The organism is Kineococcus endophyticus (assembly GCF_040796495.1).
GTDB classification, from domain to species: Bacteria; Actinomycetota; Actinomycetes; order Actinomycetales; family Kineococcaceae; genus Kineococcus; species Kineococcus endophyticus.
In genome coordinates this window covers 151,988-169,524 of the sequence record NZ_JBFNQN010000002.1, presented here as the reverse complement: position 1 = coordinate 169,524, position 17,537 = coordinate 151,988, and the positions used below count along the sequence as shown (strand labels likewise).

General features: G+C 73.4%; 18 protein-coding genes. 15 read left to right on the top strand and 3 right to left on the bottom strand.

Annotation, left to right across the window (positions count from 1 at the left end):
- Positions 1–44: 44 nt before the first annotated feature.
- Genes AB1207_RS03080 through AB1207_RS03070 form a run of 3 tightly spaced genes read left to right on the top strand, consistent with a single transcriptional unit; the run spans position 45 to position 2,988 of the window.
- Positions 45–1,562: an NCS1 family nucleobase:cation symporter-1 gene (locus AB1207_RS03080; RefSeq protein WP_367636316.1), complete on the top strand. Its 1,518-nt coding sequence runs from the start codon at positions 45–47 to the stop codon at positions 1,560–1,562.
- The gene (locus tag AB1207_RS03075) at positions 1,562–2,302 is read left to right on the top strand and encodes an aspartate/glutamate racemase family protein (RefSeq protein ID WP_367636315.1); all 741 of its coding nucleotides are present in this window, start codon (positions 1,562–1,564) and stop codon (positions 2,300–2,302) included. The genes AB1207_RS03080 and AB1207_RS03075 overlap by 1 nt, the downstream gene beginning before the upstream one ends.
- Entirely contained in the window at positions 2,299–2,988 is a 690-nt protein-coding gene (locus AB1207_RS03070; protein WP_367636314.1) for a GntR family transcriptional regulator, read from the top strand. The genes AB1207_RS03075 and AB1207_RS03070 overlap by 4 nt, the downstream gene beginning before the upstream one ends.
- Here the strand turns inward: AB1207_RS03070 and add are convergent.
- Entirely contained in the window at positions 2,948–3,922 is a 975-nt protein-coding gene (gene add, locus AB1207_RS03065; protein WP_367636313.1) for an adenosine deaminase, read from the bottom strand. The genes AB1207_RS03070 and add overlap by 41 nt on opposite strands.
- 30 nt (positions 3,923–3,952) lie before the next feature.
- On the opposite strand from add, the gene AB1207_RS03060 reads away from it, so the two are divergent.
- Entirely contained in the window at positions 3,953–4,540 is a 588-nt protein-coding gene (locus AB1207_RS03060; RefSeq protein ID WP_367636312.1) for a TetR family transcriptional regulator, read from the top strand.
- Here AB1207_RS03060 and AB1207_RS03055 read toward each other — a convergent pair.
- The gene (locus tag AB1207_RS03055) at positions 4,513–5,913 is read right to left on the bottom strand and encodes an NtaA/DmoA family FMN-dependent monooxygenase (protein ID WP_367636525.1); all 1,401 of its coding nucleotides are present in this window, start codon (positions 5,911–5,913) and stop codon (positions 4,513–4,515) included. The genes AB1207_RS03060 and AB1207_RS03055 overlap by 28 nt on opposite strands.
- A gap of 252 nt (positions 5,914–6,165) precedes the next feature.
- Here AB1207_RS03055 and AB1207_RS03050 point away from each other — a divergent pair, with 252 nt between their 5' ends.
- From AB1207_RS03050 to AB1207_RS03030, 5 genes are all read left to right on the top strand, one after another.
- A complete protein-coding gene (locus AB1207_RS03050) occupies positions 6,166–7,299 on the top strand; it encodes an ABC transporter substrate-binding protein (protein WP_367636311.1) in 1,134 nt (377 codons plus the stop codon).
- 131 nt (positions 7,300–7,430) lie between these two features.
- Entirely contained in the window at positions 7,431–8,261 is an 831-nt protein-coding gene (locus tag AB1207_RS03045) for an ABC transporter ATP-binding protein (RefSeq protein WP_437178859.1), read from the top strand.
- On the top strand, positions 8,261–9,094 hold the full coding sequence (locus AB1207_RS03040; protein ID WP_367636310.1) for an ABC transporter permease: 834 nt from the start codon (positions 8,261–8,263) through the stop codon (positions 9,092–9,094). Before AB1207_RS03045 ends, AB1207_RS03040 begins: the two co-directional genes overlap by 1 nt.
- Positions 9,094–9,966 carry an ABC transporter permease gene (locus tag AB1207_RS03035; RefSeq protein WP_367636309.1) on the top strand — a complete coding sequence of 291 codons (873 nt, stop codon included), beginning with the start codon at positions 9,094–9,096 and terminating at the stop codon, positions 9,964–9,966. Before AB1207_RS03040 ends, AB1207_RS03035 begins: the two co-directional genes overlap by 1 nt.
- Positions 9,959–11,107, top strand: a complete 1,149-nt coding sequence (locus tag AB1207_RS03030; protein ID WP_437178851.1) for an XdhC family protein — start codon at positions 9,959–9,961, stop codon at positions 11,105–11,107. Before AB1207_RS03035 ends, AB1207_RS03030 begins: the two co-directional genes overlap by 8 nt.
- An 8-nt stretch (positions 11,108–11,115) precedes the next feature.
- On the opposite strand, the gene AB1207_RS03025 is transcribed toward AB1207_RS03030, so the two are convergent.
- Positions 11,116–11,673 (bottom strand): nucleotidyltransferase family protein, encoded by a 558-nt coding sequence (locus AB1207_RS03025; protein ID WP_367636308.1) that lies wholly within the window; start codon positions 11,671–11,673, stop codon positions 11,116–11,118.
- 36 nt (positions 11,674–11,709) lie between these two features.
- Here AB1207_RS03025 and uraD point away from each other — a divergent pair, with 36 nt between their 5' ends.
- From uraD to AB1207_RS02995, 6 genes are read left to right on the top strand one after another with little or no spacing between them, the layout of a single operon-like run.
- The gene (uraD, locus tag AB1207_RS03020; RefSeq protein ID WP_437178858.1) at positions 11,710–12,204 is read left to right on the top strand and encodes a 2-oxo-4-hydroxy-4-carboxy-5-ureidoimidazoline decarboxylase; all 495 of its coding nucleotides are present in this window, start codon (positions 11,710–11,712) and stop codon (positions 12,202–12,204) included.
- Positions 12,201–12,521: a hydroxyisourate hydrolase gene (uraH, locus tag AB1207_RS03015; RefSeq protein ID WP_367636306.1), complete on the top strand. Its 321-nt coding sequence runs from the start codon at positions 12,201–12,203 to the stop codon at positions 12,519–12,521. The genes uraD and uraH overlap by 4 nt, the downstream gene beginning before the upstream one ends.
- Before the next feature lie 4 nt (positions 12,522–12,525).
- Entirely contained in the window at positions 12,526–13,452 is a 927-nt protein-coding gene (gene pucL, locus AB1207_RS03010; protein ID WP_367636305.1) for a factor-independent urate hydroxylase, read from the top strand.
- Between the two features lie 5 nt (positions 13,453–13,457).
- Entirely contained in the window at positions 13,458–13,943 is a 486-nt protein-coding gene (locus AB1207_RS03005; protein ID WP_367636304.1) for a nucleoside deaminase, read from the top strand.
- 11 nt (positions 13,944–13,954) lie between these two features.
- The gene (locus AB1207_RS03000) at positions 13,955–14,785 is read left to right on the top strand and encodes an FAD binding domain-containing protein (RefSeq protein WP_367636303.1); all 831 of its coding nucleotides are present in this window, start codon (positions 13,955–13,957) and stop codon (positions 14,783–14,785) included.
- Positions 14,782–17,532 (top strand): molybdopterin-dependent oxidoreductase, encoded by a 2,751-nt coding sequence (locus AB1207_RS02995; RefSeq protein ID WP_367636302.1) that lies wholly within the window; start codon positions 14,782–14,784, stop codon positions 17,530–17,532. The genes AB1207_RS03000 and AB1207_RS02995 overlap by 4 nt, the downstream gene beginning before the upstream one ends.
- Positions 17,533–17,537 lie beyond the last annotated feature (5 nt).

Below are 17,537 nucleotides of genomic sequence, written 5' to 3'. Positions count from 1 at the left end.
AGCGTGGTCGCAGCCCACCCACGCCGATGCCAGCAGGAGACGCCATGACCGAGGTCGCCCGCGCCGGGGCAGGACCCGCCGGACCCCACATCACCGCCGTCTCGAACGCCGCCGGCGCCGGGCTCGTCAAGGACGGGTACGACCCGCGCCTGACGAACTCCGACCTCGCCCCGCTGAAGCGCCAGGGCTGGACGTCCTACAACTTCTTCGCGTTCTGGATGTCCGACGTCCACAGCGTCGGCGGCTACGTCACGGCCGGCAGCCTGTTCGCCCTCGGCCTGGCGGCGTGGCAGGTGCTGGTCGCCCTGCTCGTCGGCATCGTCATCGTCTACGTCCTGTGCAACCTCGTGGCGCGGCCGAGCCAGGAGACGGGGGTTCCCTACCCGGTCGTCTCGCGCGTCGCGTTCGGGGTCCGGGGCGCGAACGTCCCCGCCGTCATCCGCGGGCTCATCGCGGTCGCCTGGTACGGCATCCAGACGTTCCTCGCCTCCAACGCCCTCGTCCTGCTCGCGCTGAAGATCGAGCCCGGGTGGGCGTCCTACGCGCAGGTGGGGCAGCACGGTTTCCTCGGCCTGTCCACGCTGGGGTGGGCCGCGTTCGGCACGATGTGGGTGCTGCAGGCGCTGGTGTTCTGGCGGGGGATGGACGCGATCCGGAAGTTCATCGACTTCTGCGGCCCGGCCGTCTACGTCGTGATGTTCGCCCTCGCCGCGTACCTGATCACCGAGGCCGGCGGCTTCTCGAACGTCTCGCTGAACCTCGGCTCGATCGACCACTCAGGCCTGGGTGCCCTGGGCGTCATGGTCTCCGCGGTCGCGCTCGTCGTCTCCTACTTCTCCGGCCCCATGCTGAACTACGGCGACTTCGCCCGGTACGGCCGGTCGATGGCCGCCGTGCGGAAGGGGAACTTCCTGGGCCTGCCGGTGAACTTCCTCGTGTTCGCCGTCCTGTGCGTGCTCACGGCATCGGCGACCGTCCCGGTCTACGGCGAGCTCATCACCGATCCCGTCGAGACCGTCTACCGCCTCGACAACATCACCGTCGCCGTCCTCGGCTGCCTGACCTTCATGATCGCCACCATCGGCATCAACATCGTCGCGAACTTCGTCTCGCCCGCGTTCGACTTCTCCCACGTCGCGCCGCAGAAGATCAGCTGGCGCACCGGCGGCATGATCGCCGCGGTCGGGTCCGTGCTCATCACCCCGTGGAACCTGTACAGCTCCCCGGAGACCATCCACTACACGCTCGACACCCTCGGCGCCTTCATCGGCCCGCTGTACGGCGTCCTCATCGCCGACCACTACCTCGTGAAGAAGCAGCAGATCCGCGTCGACGACCTCTTCACGATGGACCCCTCCGGCGCCTACCACTACGTCAAGGGGTGGAACCCGATCGCCGTCGGGGCGACGGCCGTCGGAGCGCTCGTCGCGATCTGCGTGGTGTTCTTCGCCGGCGCCACCGCCGCGAGCTTCAGCTGGTTCATCGGCGCCGGGCTCGCCTTCGGCCTGTACGTCGCGCTGAAGAACTCCATCCCGGCGCCTGCCGCGGACGTCCGCGGCTGATGCCCACGCTGCTCGTCGTCAACGTCAACACGACGCAGGCCGTCACCGACGTCATCGCGGCCGCAGCGCGCGCCGCGGTGTCGCCGGGGACGACGGTCGTCCCGCTCACCCCGCGGTTCGGTCCGGCCTCGGTGGAGTCGAACTACGAGAGCCACCTGTCGGCGGTCGGGGTGCTCGACGCCGTCCAGCAGTTCGACGGGCCGTTCGACGCCGTCGTGCACGCCGGTTTCGGCGAGGTCGGCCGCGACGCCCTGCAGGACGTCCTGGACGTCCCCGTCGTCGACATCACCGAGGCGGCCGCGCAGACGGCCTGCCTGCTCGGTCGCACGTACGGCGTCGTCACGAGCCTGGACCGGGCCGTGCCGGCCATCGGTGACCGGCTGCTGCTGGCGGGTCTGGCCGGCCGGTGCAGCGGGGTGCGCAGCGTGGACCTGCCCGTGCTGGAACTGGAGACCAATCCGGAACTGACGGCCAAGGCGTTCACCGAGCAGGCCGAGCGCCTCGTCGAGGAGGGGGCCGAGGTCGTCGTCCTCGGTTGCGCGGGCATGTCGGGGCTGCACACGGCGCTCACGGCCCGGCTCGACGTCCCGGTGGTCGACGGGGTGGCGGCGGCCGCGCGGCTGGCCGAGTCCCTCGTCGCGTTGGGCCTGTCGACGTCGAAGGCGCGCAGCTACGCGACCCCGCGGCCCAAGGCGCTGCAGGGCTGGCCGTTGACGTCCCCTGGGAGGATCACCGGGTGACACGACCGGTGCTGGACGCCATCCGCCGGGACATCGTCGCCGGCCTCGTGCCGCCCGGCGCCGTCCTGGAGGTCGACGTCCTCGCCGCCGCCCACGACGTCAGCCGCATCCCCGTCCGGGAGGCGCTCATGACGCTCGTCGGGGAGGGACTGGTCGACCACCTGCCCCGCCGCGGGTACACCGTGGCGCGGCTCGCTCCGGGCGAGCTGGCCGAACTCGTCGAGGTCCGCGGGACGCTGGAACTCGCAGCGCTGCGGGTCGCCGTCCGGGCCGGCGGACCGGAGGACGTCGCGGCCGCCCGGGTCGCGCACGAGGCGTTGCGCGCGGCCGTCGAGGCCGGCGACGAGCGCGGCTACCACCGGCAGAGCCGCGCGTTCCACGACGCGCTCACGCGGCCGTCGGCCATGCCGCGCCTGCTCGGGGTGTTCGCCCGCGTCTGGGACCTCACCGAGCCCTACCGGCCCATGGAGGACCTCGACGCGGACGAGGCGGGCCGGCTGCACGGCGACCACGAGCGGATGCTCGCCGCCTTCACCGCCGGGGACGTGGACGAGCTCCTCGATGCGGCGCGCGAGCACCACGACCACCTCGCCGCCCACGTCCGCGCGCGGCCGGAACCGGCCGTGGCGGACGCGGGCACGGCGCTCAGGCCAGCCAGGCGTCGACCGCGGCCAGCTGCGCGCTGACGAACTCCGCCGGGGCCGCCGCCCCCTCCAGCGAGGCGCGCGCGATCGACGCGAGCTGCCCGTCGGTGAGGCCGAGTGCGGTGCGCGCCGTCTCGTACTCCTCGAGCAGGCCGGGCCCGAACAGCAGCGGGTCGTCCCCGTTGAGCGAGCAGCGGACGCCGGCGTCCAGCAGCGCGGGCAGCGGGTGCGCGCCCATCTCGGGGACGACCCACAGGGCGACGTTCGAGGACGGGCAGACGTCCAGGACGGTCCCCTCGTCCGCCAGCCGTCGCACGAGCTCGGGGTCCTCCACGGCGCGCACGCCGTGCTGGACGCGTCGCGCCCCCAGCAGGTCCAGCGCCTCGCGGACGCTGTCGGGGCCCCGCAGCTCCCCGGCGTGGGGAGCGGCGACGAGACCGGCCTCGCGGGCGATCGCGAAGGCCCGGGCAAAGGGGGCGGGACCGAACAACGCCTCGTCGGCGGCGAGCCCGAACGAGACGACACCGCGGCCGGCGAAACCCGCGGCGAGCTCAGCCAGGGCCTCGGCGTCGGCCGGCGGCAGGTTCCGGATCGCCACGAGCATCAGCCCGAACCCGATGCCCAGCCGGTCGGCCTCCTCGCGGCCGGTGCTGAGCATGAACTCCGTCACCTCCTGCGGCGTGCCGAACTGCGGGACGTAGAACATCGGGTTGGCCTGCGCCTCGATCCACACGGCACCCGACGCCGCGGCGTCCTGCACGACCTCGCGGACGACACGGGCGAGCTGCTCGCGCGTGCGGACGAAGCTCACGGCGCCGTCGTACATCTGCACGAACTCGGGGAACGTCGTGTACCCGCGGACAGGAGGTGCGACGTCCCCGGCGTCGCGGGCGAACTCGGCCAGCGTCTCCGGCCGCATCGCCCCCTCGAGGTGCAGGTGCAGGTGGGCCTTGGGCAGGGTCGCGAGGTCGCGCACGGCGTTCTCTCCTGTGGCTAGTCTGGGGCGGTGAGCGAACGGGAACGGTTGCTGCACCTGGTGGCCGCGCACCTGCTCGCCCACGGGGTGACGTCGTCGACCCTGCGCGGGCTGGCGCGCGCGGCGGGGTCGAACAACCGGATGCTGTTGTACTACTTCGGCAGCCGGGAGCAGCTCGTGGGGGAGGCCCTCCAGGCCGTCGCCCGCGACCACTTCCCGGGGTTCGAGCACGCCTGGTCCGGTCTGGAGCGCGGCACGGGCGCGTTGCGGACGGACCTGCAGGCCGTGTGGGACGAGATCGCCGCCCCGCACAACCTGCCCTTCCTCCGGTTGTTCTTCGAGGTGTTCGGTCAGGTCACCCGGCAACCCGGGTACTCCGAGCTGATGGGCGACATCGCCGCCTGGCACCGGCCCGCCGCGGCACGGTTGCGCCGCGAGGGGTTGCCGCGCGGGGCCGCCGAGGCGCTGGCCACCGAACTCGTCGCCCTGTGGCGCGGCTTGCAGATGACCCTGATCCTCACCCAGGACCTGCGGACCGTGGAACGCGTCCAGCGCCAGGCGCTGGACGCGTTCTGCGCCCGCGCCCTGGATCACGCCGGGGCCGGCTCCAGGACGTGACGGCTGCCCGGGTGGTCGGCGGCCAACCGGGCTGAGGCAGCGCCCAGCCGCTCCCGCAGCGTCCCGGACCCGGGGGAGCGGTCGGCCTCGGCGGGCAGCCGCCCGCGACGGCGCAGCTCCGGGACGACGAGGTCGCAGAACAGGACGTGGTCGCCGGGGGAGAAGATGGCCTCCAGGAGGAACCCGTCCACGCCCGTGACGTCCATGAGCTCCTCGAGCTGGTCGGCCACCTCGACCGGGTCCCCGACCACCGTGAAACCGCGCGTCCCGCGGCCGCGGAGCTCGTCGAGCACGTCGCGCACGAGGGGCCAGCTGCCGTCCGGGCGGCGGAAGCGGTCGATGTTGCTCTGCCCCATCTGGCCGACCTTGCCGTCCCGGCCCTCCAGCACCTGCGACAGCGGACGGTCGGGGTCCAGGGCCGTGAGGTCGATCCCGGTGTTCCCCGCGTAGATCACGGCGGCGACCTCGTCGGTCTGCATCGCCTCGAACTCCGCGCGCCGCGCCCGGGCCTCCTCGTGCGTCGCGGCGACGGTCACCGTCGCCCCCACGAGGACCTTGACCGACTCCGGGTCGCGGCCGTGCGCTGCGGCCCGGGCGCGGATGTCGGCGACGTTCGCCGCCGTGTGCGGCATCGTCGTGCCCTGCAGGAAGACGCACTCGGCCTGACCGGCGGCGAACTCGCGCCCGGCGGTCGACGTCCCCGCCTGGAACAGCACCGGCGTGCGCTGCGGGGACGGCGGGACGGTGAAGAACCCCGACGTGCGGAAGTGCCTGCCCACGTGCTCGACGCGGTGCAACCGGTCCCGGTCGGCGAAGACGCCGGACTCCTTGTCCTCGACCAGGGCCCCGTCCTCCCAGCAGCCCTCCCAGAGCTGCAGGCACAGGTCGACGTACTCCCGGGCGATCTCGTAGCGCGTGTCGTGGGCCGTCATGCGCTCGTGGCCGAACAGCGCCGCGATCGTGTCCTGCGAGGCGCCGGTGACGACGTTCCAGCCCACGCGCCCACCCGTGAGGTGGTCGAGCGTCGCGAACCGCCGCGCCGTGGCGACGGGGTGGTCCACCCCCGTGGAACTCGTCACGACGAAACCGAGGCGCGACGTGTGGTGGGCCAGCGTGGGGATGAGGAACATCGGGTCCAGGCCGGAGAAGTTCAGCCCGCCCCGGGCGGCAGCCGCCGGCAGGTCGCCACCCACGGTGGGGTAGCCGTAGCCGTCGGCGAAGAACAGGAAGTCGAACCCCGCGGCCTCGAGCAACTGGGCCACGTCGATCCAGTGCTGCTGCTCGCGGTGCCGTTCGGAACCGCTGTAGGGGTGCGACCAGGACAGGGTCCCGCCGACCTGCGGCGCGGCGACCTCGAAGACCCCCAGGTGCATCGTGCGCACGGTGTGGAACTCCTTCCGTTGAACCGAGTGGTTCACATGAGACCACGACAGGAGGCGGTTCCGGGGACGGGTCACACGAACGTCACACGAGGCCCGTGTCGTAACACGGGGTTCACACGGACGTGACAGGAGCGCCGCGCGCGGGTGCTTCAGTACCTGGGCAGGCCGCGTCCCACCCGCGGCCCACCCGTCCCCCGCCCGTCCGCACGACGCGACGGCGGGCTCTCACCCCCGGAGCTGCGCATGAACCTCTCCCCTCGCCCGCGTCCCGCCGGCCTGGCCCCCGCCCTGCAGCGCCGCACGCTCCTGCGGGGTGCGGGTCTCGGTCTCCTCGGTGCCGCCGGTCTCGGCACCCTCGCGGCCTGCGGCGGCGCCGACGCCGGGTCCTCCACCGGTTCGGCCTCGGGCGGGTCGGGAAGCCTGGGAGACCTCAGCATCCAGCTGTCCTGGATCAAGAACATCGAGTTCGCGGGGGAGTACTTCGCGGACAGCAAGGGCTACTACACCGAGGCCGGCTTCTCGAAGGTCAACCTCCTCGCCGGCGGCAGCGCCGGGACCGCCGCCGAGGCGATGGTCCTCTCGCGCAAGGCGCACGTCGGCCTGTCCTCCCCGACGCTGACCGGACCGGCCATCGTCAACGAGCAGGCGCCGCTGAAGATCATCGGCACGACCTTCCAGAAGAACCCGTTCTGCCTCGTCTCGATGGAGCAGGGCAAACCCGTCCGCAGCACCGCCGACCTGGCCGGCAAGAAGATCGGCATCCAGACCGGTGGCAACGAGCAGATCTTCGACGGGTTCTGCAAGGCCAACGGGATCGACACGTCCTCCTTCGAGATCGTCCCGGTCCAGTACGACCCGTCCGTCGTCGTCTCCAAGGAGGTCGACGCGTTCATGGCCTACCTGACGAACGAGCCGATCCTCCTCGCGGCCCGTCAGGTCGACGGCCAGCCGATCGTCCCGGTCACCCTCGGTTTCGCCGACAACGGACTCCCCGTCGTGGCCGAGACCTTCACGGTCCTGCAGTCGACGATCGACGAGAAGAGGGACTTCCTCAAGGCGTTCCTCGCGGCCGAGATCCGCGGCTGGACCGACGCGGTCAAGGACCCGGCCGGTTCGGCGGCCCTGGCCGTCAACACCTACGGCAAGGACCAGAAGCTGGACCTGGAGGAGCAGACGAAGGAGGCCGAGGCGCAGAACACCCTCGTCGTCTCCGACGACACGAAGAAGAACGGTCTGTTCACCATGACCGACGCGCTGGTCGAGGAGAACATCAAGGCCCTTGAGCAGATGGGGACGAGCATCACGGCCGAGGAGCTGTTCGACCTGTCCCTCCTCGAGGAGGTCTACGAGGAGAACCCGGACCTGATCACCGGCTGACCTCGACCGGTCTCCGGCCACACCCCACCTCCGTCCCGCCCCAGGAAGGCAGACCCGTGTCCCAGGAACTCCCGACCGACGTGGTCGCCCCGCCCCTCCCGTCGGTGTCGGTCTCCCGAGCCTCCGGCACGCTGACGGCCACCACGGATCCCGAGCGCCACCCCGAGGCGGCCACGGGTTTCAACCTGCGGGGGCTGACCAAGCGGTTCGACCTGGGGCGCAAGAGCGTCCTGGCGCTGGAGCAGACCGACCTCGGCACCCGCAAGGACGCCTTCCTCTCCCTGCTCGGTCCCTCGGGGTGCGGCAAGTCGACCATCCTGCGCATCCTCGCCGGGCTCGAGACGCCGACGGGCGGGCAGGCCCTCGTCAACGGGCAGACCACCCGGGAGCTGCAGCGGGGGCACGAGCTGGGGGTCGCGTTCCAGGACTCCGCGCTCCTGCCGTGGCGGACGGTCGCGCAGAACATCCGGCTGCCCCTCGAGGTGGCGGGCGTGCGTCCGGAGCCGGGGCTGATCGACGACCTCATCGGTCTCGTCGGGCTGACGGGGTTCGAGAAGGCCAAGCCCGCGCAGCTGTCCGGCGGGATGCGCCAGCGCGTGTCCATCGCCCGCTGCCTCGTCGTGCAGCCGAGCGTCATGCTGCTCGACGAACCGTTCGGGGCCCTGGACGACATGACGCGGCAGCGGCTGAACGTCGAACTGCTGCGCATCTGGACGGAGAAGCCCGCGACGACGCTCATGGTGACGCACGGCATCAGCGAGGCGATCTTCCTCTCCGACGTCGTCGCCGTCATGAGTCCCCGTCCGGGCCGGGTCGTGCAGGTCGTCGAGATCGACCTGCCGCGGCCGCGCACACCGGAGATGATGCGGACGCCGGAGTTCCACGCCTACCACGACCGGCTGTCGGAGATCCTCTTCGGCGGCGGGCGCGTGGGGGCACAGGGGTCCGGGGCGGACCACTGATGGCGGCCGTCACCGCAGCACCGGAGCAGGTGACGACCGGTGCCGCCCGCCGGTCGTGGCGCGACCTGCCCCCGTGGGCCGGCGGTGTCGTCGGTGCCGTGCTCGTCCTCGTCGTGTGGAGCGTCATCGGCGTCTTCTTCTCCACCGGTGGCATCGTCCCGACGCCCTGGGCCGTGGTCGAGCAGCTCCACCGCAACGGGTTCGAGAACTACTGGACCAACATCTCCATCACGACGGCGTCCGCTGCGCAGGGGTGGGTGTGGGGCAACCTCATCGCCATCGCCATCGCGGTGGTCGTCCTGCTCGTCCCACCCCTGGAGGGGGCGGCCAACCAGGTCGCCGTCATCTCCTACTGCATCCCGCTCACCGCGATCGGGCCCATCGTCCTCATCGTGTCCCCGCCCGAGTCCCGCGTCACGTCGGTGTTCCTCGCGGCCATGAGCGTCGTCTTCACCTCGGTCGTCGGGTGCCTGCTCGGCCTGCGGGCCGCGGACCAGGCCGCCCTCGACGTCGTCCGCGCCTACGGCGGCACGAAGTGGACGGCACTGGTCAAGGTGCGGCTCATCGCCGCCCTGCCCAACGTCTTCGCCGCCCTCAAGCTGGCCGCGCCGGCGTCCTTCCTCGGCGCCGTGCTGGGGGAGTACTTCGGGGGTGTCGACTCCGGTCTCGGGATCCTCATCGTCTCCGCCCAGACCAACCTGCAGTACGAGCAGATCTGGGGGCTCGCGCTGCTCAGCGGCGCCGTCGCCGGCGCCGGGTACCTGCTCATCGGACTGCTGGCCCGGTTGGTGACCCCGTGGTCGTCCACGGGCGTGAAGGGAGGTGACCTCTGATGGCCACCACCGCCCCCGCCCGCCCGGCGGCCGAGGTGCACGAGAACCGCAGCAGCGCGTCGCTCGCCGCGGCCGTCGGCCGGCGCATCGGCGTCTCGGTCCTCACCCTCGTCATCTCGACCGTCGTCCTCGTCGCCGCCTGGTACGCCCTGCTGGCGCTGTTCCAGGTGGACTCCTTCGTCGGCAAGCGGCCGCAGGACGTCTACGACTACCTCGTCACGGTCCCCAAGGCCGCCGAGAACCGGGCCGCGATCCAGGCCGCCCTGCTCATCACGCTCACCGACTCCGTCACCGGTTTCGTCACCGGCGTCGTCGCCGCCGTCGCGGTGGCCGCCGCCTTCACCGTGTTCCGTCCGCTGGAGTTCGTCTTCATGCCGCTCGCGATGCTGCTGCGCTCGGTACCGCTCGTCGCGATGGCTCCCCTCATCGGGATCCTCTTCGGCCGCGGACTCGGCGGGCAGGCCGCCATCGGCGGGGTCGTCGTGTTCTTCCCGGTGCTCGTCAACGCCGCCACCGGGTTGCGGTCGGCGTCCCCGCAGGCCGTCGACGTCGTGCGTGTCAACGGCGGGACGAAGTGGACGACCCTGCGCAAGGTCGCGATCCCCAGCGCGCTGCCGAACCTGTTCGCGGCCCTGCGGATCTCGGTGCCCGGCGCGGTCATCGGCGCCATGCTCTACGAGTGGCTGTTCTCCGGCACCGGGATGGGCGCCGAGATCTTCCGCGCCAACAGCCAGGTCCAGTACAACCTCGTGTGGTCGATCGTCGTCGTCGTCACCTTCACGTCGATCCTGCTCTACACGCTCGTGAGCATCGTCGAGACCCTCGTGCTCGCGACGTGGGGTCCGGCGGCCGGATCGGGGCGCCGTGGCTGAGGGTCTCGCCGTCCTGCGCGCGGCGTGCGAGCGGCTGCAGCGCGGCCGGCGGGTCGCCGTGGCGACGGTCGTGCGGACCGACGGGTCAGCGCCGCGGGCGCTGGGGGCCTGCCTGGCCGTCGTCGCGGACCCCGACGGCGTCCCCGGCGAGGTGGTCGGCAGCGTCTCCGGCGGCTGCGTGGAGTCCGCCGTCCACGAGCTCGCCTGCGAGGTGCTGGTCGACGGCCACGCCCGCCAGGCCCGGTTCGGCACGGCGGGAGAGGACCCCTTCGCCCCGGGCCTGACGTGCGGCGGGACGATCGAGGTGCGCGTCGCCCTCGCCGGCGAGGGCGTCCTGCGGGCCGTGCTGACGGCCGCCGACGCCCGGCGCCCGGTGGCGGTCGCCACGGTGCTGACGTCCGGGCCGGTCCGCCAGGTCGTGCTCGACGAGCTGGGGCACGGCGGTTCCGTCGGTTCGGCGCGGTTGGACGCCGCCGTCGTCGACGCCGCGCGTGGCCGGCTCACGGCTGGAGCGTCCGGGATCGTGCGCCTCGGAGCGGACGGCGAGCAGCGCGGGGACGACCTCGAGGTGCTCGTCGAGGTGTTCGCCCCCGCACCGCGCTGGATCGTCTTCGGCGCCGTCGACGTCGCCGCGGCCCTCACCCGCCTCGCGGCGTTCCTCGGGTTCCACGTCACGGTGTGCGACGCCCGGCCGGCGTTCGCGACCGCCGCGCGGTTTCCCGACGCCGACGAGGTCGTCGTCGACTGGCCGCACCGCTACCTGGAACGGACCACCGTCGAGGACTCGACGGTGCTGACCGTCCTGACCCACGACCCGAAGTTCGACGTCCCCCTCCTCGAGGTGGCTCTGCGCGGGCCCGCCGCGGTCGTCGGGGCCATGGGGTCCCGGCGCACCCACGCGGACCGGCTGGACCGGTTGCGCGAGAACGGTGTCGGCGAGGACGAGCTGGCACGCCTGCGCTCACCCGTCGGCCTGGACCTCGGCGCCCGCACCCCGGAGGAGACCGCCGTGTCGATCGCCGCCGAGGTCGTCGCCCTCCGGGGTGGCGGGACGGGCCGGCCGCTGCGCGACACCCGCGGACGGATCCACCACGAGCAGTTCGCCACCGTGGTCGCGGGTGCCGCGGAGGTCTGCGCGTGAGGGGCGGGTCAGGGCACGTCCTGCGGTCCGTCCGCGTCGGCGTCGGAACCCCGGACGGGAACGCGCTGGACGTCCGCGCCGGCCAGGAACTCCCGCAACCCGGAACCGCCGGCGCAGGCCGCGGCCGCGGCGTCGACGTGGTCCCGGCCGACCAGGACCGGGTGGCCCGGACGGTCGCCGTCCACGGCCCGCACCAGCGCGTCACGGGAGGCGAACCCCAGCACCGACCGCACGCCCTCGAGGTCGACGTGCGGGAGGTCCACGAGCTGCAGCAGGACGGCGTCGGCGGCGCGGACCGCCGGGTCGGCCAGCGCCCGTGCCACCCCGGCTCCGGGGCCACGGTCCCAGTCGGGCACCTCGACCGCCCGCACACCGGGCGGCAGGGTCGCGCGGACGTCGGCCGCCCGGGCTCCCACGGTGACGAGCACGGGGTCGCACCCCGCGGCGGTCAGCAGGCCGGCGGCCGCGGCCGCCCAGGACGTGCCGGCGGGGCGCCGCAGCAACCCCTTCGGCGTCCCCATCCGGCGACCGGCCCCGGCCGCGAGCACCACCCCCGTCACCAGCACGGGGCCAGCAGACCACACCGCAACCACGACGATCGGATCGCAGTGCAGCTCGAGGAACTCCAGGCGCTCGACGCCCCCGGGTGCGAGGAACTCCTGCGCACCTGCTGCGACGCCCCCGCCTGGGCGGCGCGCGTGGCCGCCGCCCGCCCGTTCGGCTCCGTCGACGCCCTGCTGGCCGCGGCGGCCGCCGAACTCGCCGCCACGTCCGAGGAGGACGTCGACGTCGCCCTGGCCGCGCACCCGCGCATCGGCGAACGCAGCGAGAGCGCCACCTCGCGCCGCGAGCAGGCCGGCGCGCTCGCCGCCGACGAGGACGTCCTGCGCCGGCTCGCCGAGGGGAACCGCCGGTACGAGGAACGCTTCGGCCACGTCTACCTGGTGTTCGCCTCCGGGCGCAGCGCGACCGAACTCCTCGACCTGCTCGAGGCGCGGCTGGGGAACGACCCGGCGACGGAACGGCAGGTGCTGCGGCGGGAACTCGCCGCCATCACCGACCTGCGGCTGCGCCGGCTCCTGGGGCAGAGCGCGTGACGAGCCTGTCCACGCACGTCCTGGACGCCGTGACGGGAACCCCCGCCGCCGGGATCGGCCTCGACGTGACGGGCGCCGACGGGGGGCACGTCGCCTCCGGCCGCACCGACGACGACGGCCGGGCACGACTCGCCGAGGACCTCGTCCCCGGGACCTACCGGCTCCGGTTCGCGACGGGGGAGTGGTTCGCCGCCGCCGGCCGCGAGTCGTTCCACCCCGAGGTCGTCGTCGCGTTCACCGTCGCGGCCGACCGCGCACACCTGCACGTCCCCCTCCTGCTGTCCCCCTTCGCCTACTCCACCTACCGAGGGAGCTGAGACCATGGCCGTCGTCCTGGCGAGTCACCAGTACGGGAAGGCGGAGAACCGCGTCGTGCGGTTCCAGCGCGACACTCCCCGGCACGAGATCGTCGACCTCAACGTCACCTCGACGCTGCGCGGCGACTTCGCCGACGCCTACCTCTCCGGTGACCAGCGCAAGGTCCTGCCGACCGACTCGCAGAAGAACACGATCTACGCGTTCGCCAAGGAGGGGCCCGTCGGGCAGGGCATGGCGAAGGGGATCGTCGCCGTCGAGACGTACGCGCTCGACCTCGCCCGCCACTTCGTCGACGAGACCGGACCCGTCACGGGCGCCCGCATCGACGTGGACTCCTACCGCTGGGAACGCGCCGTCGTCTCCGGCCGCGAGCACGACCACACCTGGGTGCGGGCCGGCGGCGAGGTGCGGACCGCCGCCGTCACGGTCTCCGGCAGCGGCCCCGACCGCGAGACCCACGTCGTCGCCGGGCTGAAGGACCTCACGCTGCTGAAGTCCACCGGGTCGGAGTTCCACGACTTCCTCGTCGACGGGTACACGACGCTGGAACCCACGAAGGACCGCGTCATGGCCACCTCGCTCGTGGCGCAGTGGCGCTACGACGCGACGTGCCTGGCCGACGGGTTCGACTTCGACGCCGCGTACGACGAGGTGCGGTCCGTCCTCGTCGGGCAGTTCGCCACGGTGCACTCCCTCGCGCTGCAGCAGACGTTGTGGCACATGGGGAAGGCGGCCGTCGAGAGCGTCCCGGGCGTCGTCGAGGTGCGGCTGGCGGCCCCGAACAAGCACCACTTCCTCTACGACCTGCAGCGGTTCGGTGTCGAGAACCCCGGGGAGGTGTTCCACGCCGACGACCGGCCCTACGGCCTCATCCAGGCCGTCGTCGCGGACGACACCGCCCCGGCCGCTTCGCTGGCGTGGGAACGGTGAGCGCCGTGGAGCTCCAGACGCAGCGGACCGACGCGGACCACCTCGACCTCGCGGTCCGGCTCGCCGTGGAGAACGTGGCCGCCGGCGGCGGGCCGTTCGGGGCCGACGTCGTCCGCGACGGTGTCGTCGTCGCGACCGGCGTGAACCGCGTGACGGCCCAGAACGACCCGACCGCGCACGCGGAGGTGCAGGCGATCCGTGCGGCCTGCGCGGCGCTGGGCACGTTCAGCCTCGCGGGGACGACGCTGTACTCCAGCTGCGAGCCGTGCCCCATGTGCCTGGCGTCCTCGCTGTGGGCGCGCGTCGACCGCGTGCTCTTCGCGGCCGACCGGCACGACGCGGCGCGCGGTGGTTTCGACGACCGCGCGTTCTACGAGCTCTTCGAGACCCCACGCAGCGAGTGGTCCGTCCCCGTGCAGCAGCAGCGGAACCCGACCGCCCCCGCTCCCTTCGACGCCTGGCTCGCGAGCGTCCAGCGGATCGACTACTGAGGCGTCGTCCCGTGGACCTCAGCACCGTGACGGAGTTCCTGACCGTCACCGACGCCGCTGCCCTGCGCCGCGCGCACGACGGGGACCCCGCGACCGCCGTCGTCGCCGGGGGGACGTGGTTGTTCTCCGTCCCGCAACCGCACCTGCGCACACTCGTCGACCTGACGACGCTGGGCTGGGAACCCTTCACCGTCTCGGCCGCGGGGATCGACCTCGCCGCGACGTGCCCGGTGGCGTCGCTGGAGTCCGTGCCGTTCGCGGCCGACTGGCAGGCCCGCCCCCTCGTCCGGCAGTGCGTCCGCGCGCTGCTCGCCTCCTTCAAGGTGCGGTCGGTCGCGACGGTCGGCGGGAACGTGTGCGCCGCGCTGCCGGCGGGCGCGGTCACCTCGCTCGCCGTCGCGCTCGACGGGGTCGCCGAACTCTGGGACCGCGACGGCGGGATCCGGCGGCTGCCGGTCGAGGAGTTCGTCACGGGGGACCGGACGACCGCGCTGGCTCCCGGGGAGGTGCTGCGGACGATCCACCTGCCCGCCACGGCGTTGCGCGGGACCACCGCGTTCCGCCGGACCTCGCTCGCTCGGCTCGGTCGTTCCGCGACGCTCGTCGTCGGCCGCCGCGACCCGGACGGAGGTTTCGTCCTCGCCGTCACCGCGTCGACCCCGCGCCCGCACGTGCTGCGCTACCGCGAGGTTCCGGCGCCGGACCGCCTGGTCGCCGACGTCGAGGAGCGCGTGGCCGGTCGCTGGTTCGACGACGTCCACGGGGCGCCGGACTGGCGGCGCGCGACGACCCTGCGGTTCGCGGCCGAGGTGGTCGGGGAACTGAGCGGAGGACCGTCGTGAAGCTCACCGTCAACGGTTCCCCGCGCGAGGTCGAGCCTCGCCCCGGCCAGTGCCTGCGCACGCTGCTGCGCGAGAGCACCCACGTCGAGGTCAAGAAGGGCTGCGACTCCGGCGACTGCGGCGCCTGCACGGTGCTCGTCGACGCGGCCCCCGTCCACTCCTGCCTCTACCCCGCGCTGCGGGCAGCCGGCCGCGAGGTCACGACGGTCGCGGGGCTCGGAACCCCCGAGCAGCTCGGCGACGTGCAGCAGCGGTTCGTCGACGCCGCCGGGTTCCAGTGCGGGTTCTGCACGGCGGGGATGGTCGTCACGGCCTCCGCCCTCACTCCCGACCAGCACGAGGACCTCGGCGAGCACCTCAAGGGCAACCTCTGCCGGTGCACGGGGTACCGGGCGATCCGCGAGGCCGTCACGGGGGCGACGGTGGACCCGGCGGTGGCGACGGGGTCCGTGGGGCGCACGGTCGCCGCCCCGGCGGCCCGCCGCATCGTCAGCGGCACCGAACCCTTCACCCTCGACGCGCTCCCACCCGGCACCCTGCACCTGGCGGTGCTGCGCAGCCCGCACGCGCACGCCCGGGTGGTCCGCATCGACACGGCTGCGGCGCAGGCGCTCCCGGGGGTCCGTCTCGTCCTCACCCCTGACGACGCGCCCCCGGTCCTGTTCTCCACCGGCCGGCACGAGAACCGCCTCGACGACCCCGACGACACCCTCGTGCTCGACCCCGTCCTCCGGTACCACGGCCAGCGGGTGGCCGCGGTCGTCGCCGACGACCTGGCGACCGCCGAGGAGGGGCTGCGTCGCCTCGTCGTGGACTACGACGTGCTGCCCGCCGTGCTGGACCCCGAGAGCGCCCTGGAACCCGGCGCACCCCTCGTGCACGGCGACAAGGACGCCGTGACGTCGCGCATCGCCGACCCCGGGCGCAACCTCGTCGCGGAACTGCACGGGGGTGTCGGCGACGTCGAGGCCGCCCTGGCCGCCGCCGACGTCACGGTGTCCGGGACGTGGCGGACCCAGCGCGTCTCCCACGTCGCCCTCGAGACGCACGCCGCCGTCGGCTGGCCCGACGAGGACGGCCGCCTCGTCGTCCGCAGCAGCACCCAGGTGCCGTTCCTCGTCCGCGACGAGCTCGCCCGCGTGCTCGGTCTGCAGCGGGACCGGGTGCGGGTCCTCACCGCCCGCGTCGGCGGGGGTTTCGGCGGCAAGCAGGAGATGCTCGTCGAGGACCTCGTGGGGCTGGCGGTCCTGCGCCTGGGTCGGCCCGTCGTGCACGAGACGACGCGCGAGGACACGTTGCGGCACCTGCCGACCCGGCACCCGTTCCGCGTCGGGGTGCGCCTGGGGGCCCGTCGCGACGGAACCCTCACCGCGCTCGCCGTGGACGTCCTGTCCGACGCGGGCGCCTACGGCAACCACTCCCCGGGCGTGATGTTCCACTCGTGCCACGAGAGCCTGGCGACGTACCGCTGCGAGAACAAGCGCGTGGACGCCCGCGCCGTCTACACCCACACCGTCCCCTCCGGCGCCTTCCGCGGGTACGGCCTGGGGCAGGTGGTCTTCGCCCTGGAGTCGGCGCTCGACGACCTCGCCCGGGGGCTCGGGATGGACCCGTTCGACCTGCGCCGCCGCAACGTCGTGGTTCCCGGGGACCCGTTCGTCGCGACCTCGCTGCCGGCCGACGGCTCGGAGGGCGACGACGGGTTGCGCTACGGCAGCTACGGGCTGGACCAGTGCCTCGACCTCGTGCAGGACGCCCTCAACCGCGACGCGGGGGAGGAGGCGCCCGGCCCGGAGTGGCGGACGGGGCAGGGGATGGCGCTGGCGATGATCGCCACGACACCGCCGCGCGGGCACTTCGCCGACGCCCGGGTGAGCCTGCGCGCCGACGGGGACTGGGACCTCGACGTCGGCACGGCGGAGTTCGGCAACGGCACCACGACCGTCCACCACCAGCTCGCGGTGGCGGCCCTCGGGACGAGCGTCGACCGGATCCACCTGCGGCAGAGCGACACCGACGCCGTCCGGCACGACACCGGCGCGTTCGGGTCCGCCGGGTCGGTCGTCGCGGGCAAGGCCCTGCACCTCGCGTGCCGGGACGTGGCCGGTCAGGTCCGCACCGTCGCGGCGCGGCTCCTCGGGGTCGAGGCCGCGCAGGTCGAACTGCACCCGGGGGAGGCGGTCGCCGGGGAGGCGCGGGTCCCGCTCTCGGCCGTCCACGCGGAGTCGTTGCGCCGCAGCGGCACCGTCCCGTCCGCCGAGGCGGGGGACGACGCCGCCGTCCGGTCGGTGGCGTTCACCGTCCAAGGCTTCCGGGTGGCGGTCGACACCGTGACCGGGCTCGTCCGCGTCCTGCGGTCGGTGCAGGCCGTCGACGCCGGCACGGTCCTGAACCCCGGGCAGTTGCGGGGGCAGGTGGAGGGCGGCGTCGCGCAGGCCATCGGTTCGGCCCTCTTCGAGGAGGTCCGCACCGGCCCCGACGGGTCCAGCCCGACGGGATCCCTGCGCGAGTACTACGTGCCCCGCCTCGACGACGTCCCCGAGACGGAGGTCCTGTTCGCGGACACGTACGACACGGTCGGCCCGCTCGGGGCCAAGTCGATGAGCGAGGCGCCCTACAACCCCGTCGCCGCGGCGCTGGCGAACGCGGTCCGGGACGCCGTCGGCGTACGGTTGCGCGCGCTGCCGATGTCGGCGGACCGGGTGTGGCGCGCCGTGCACGAACAGGAGGGGACGACCCGTGGGTGAACCCA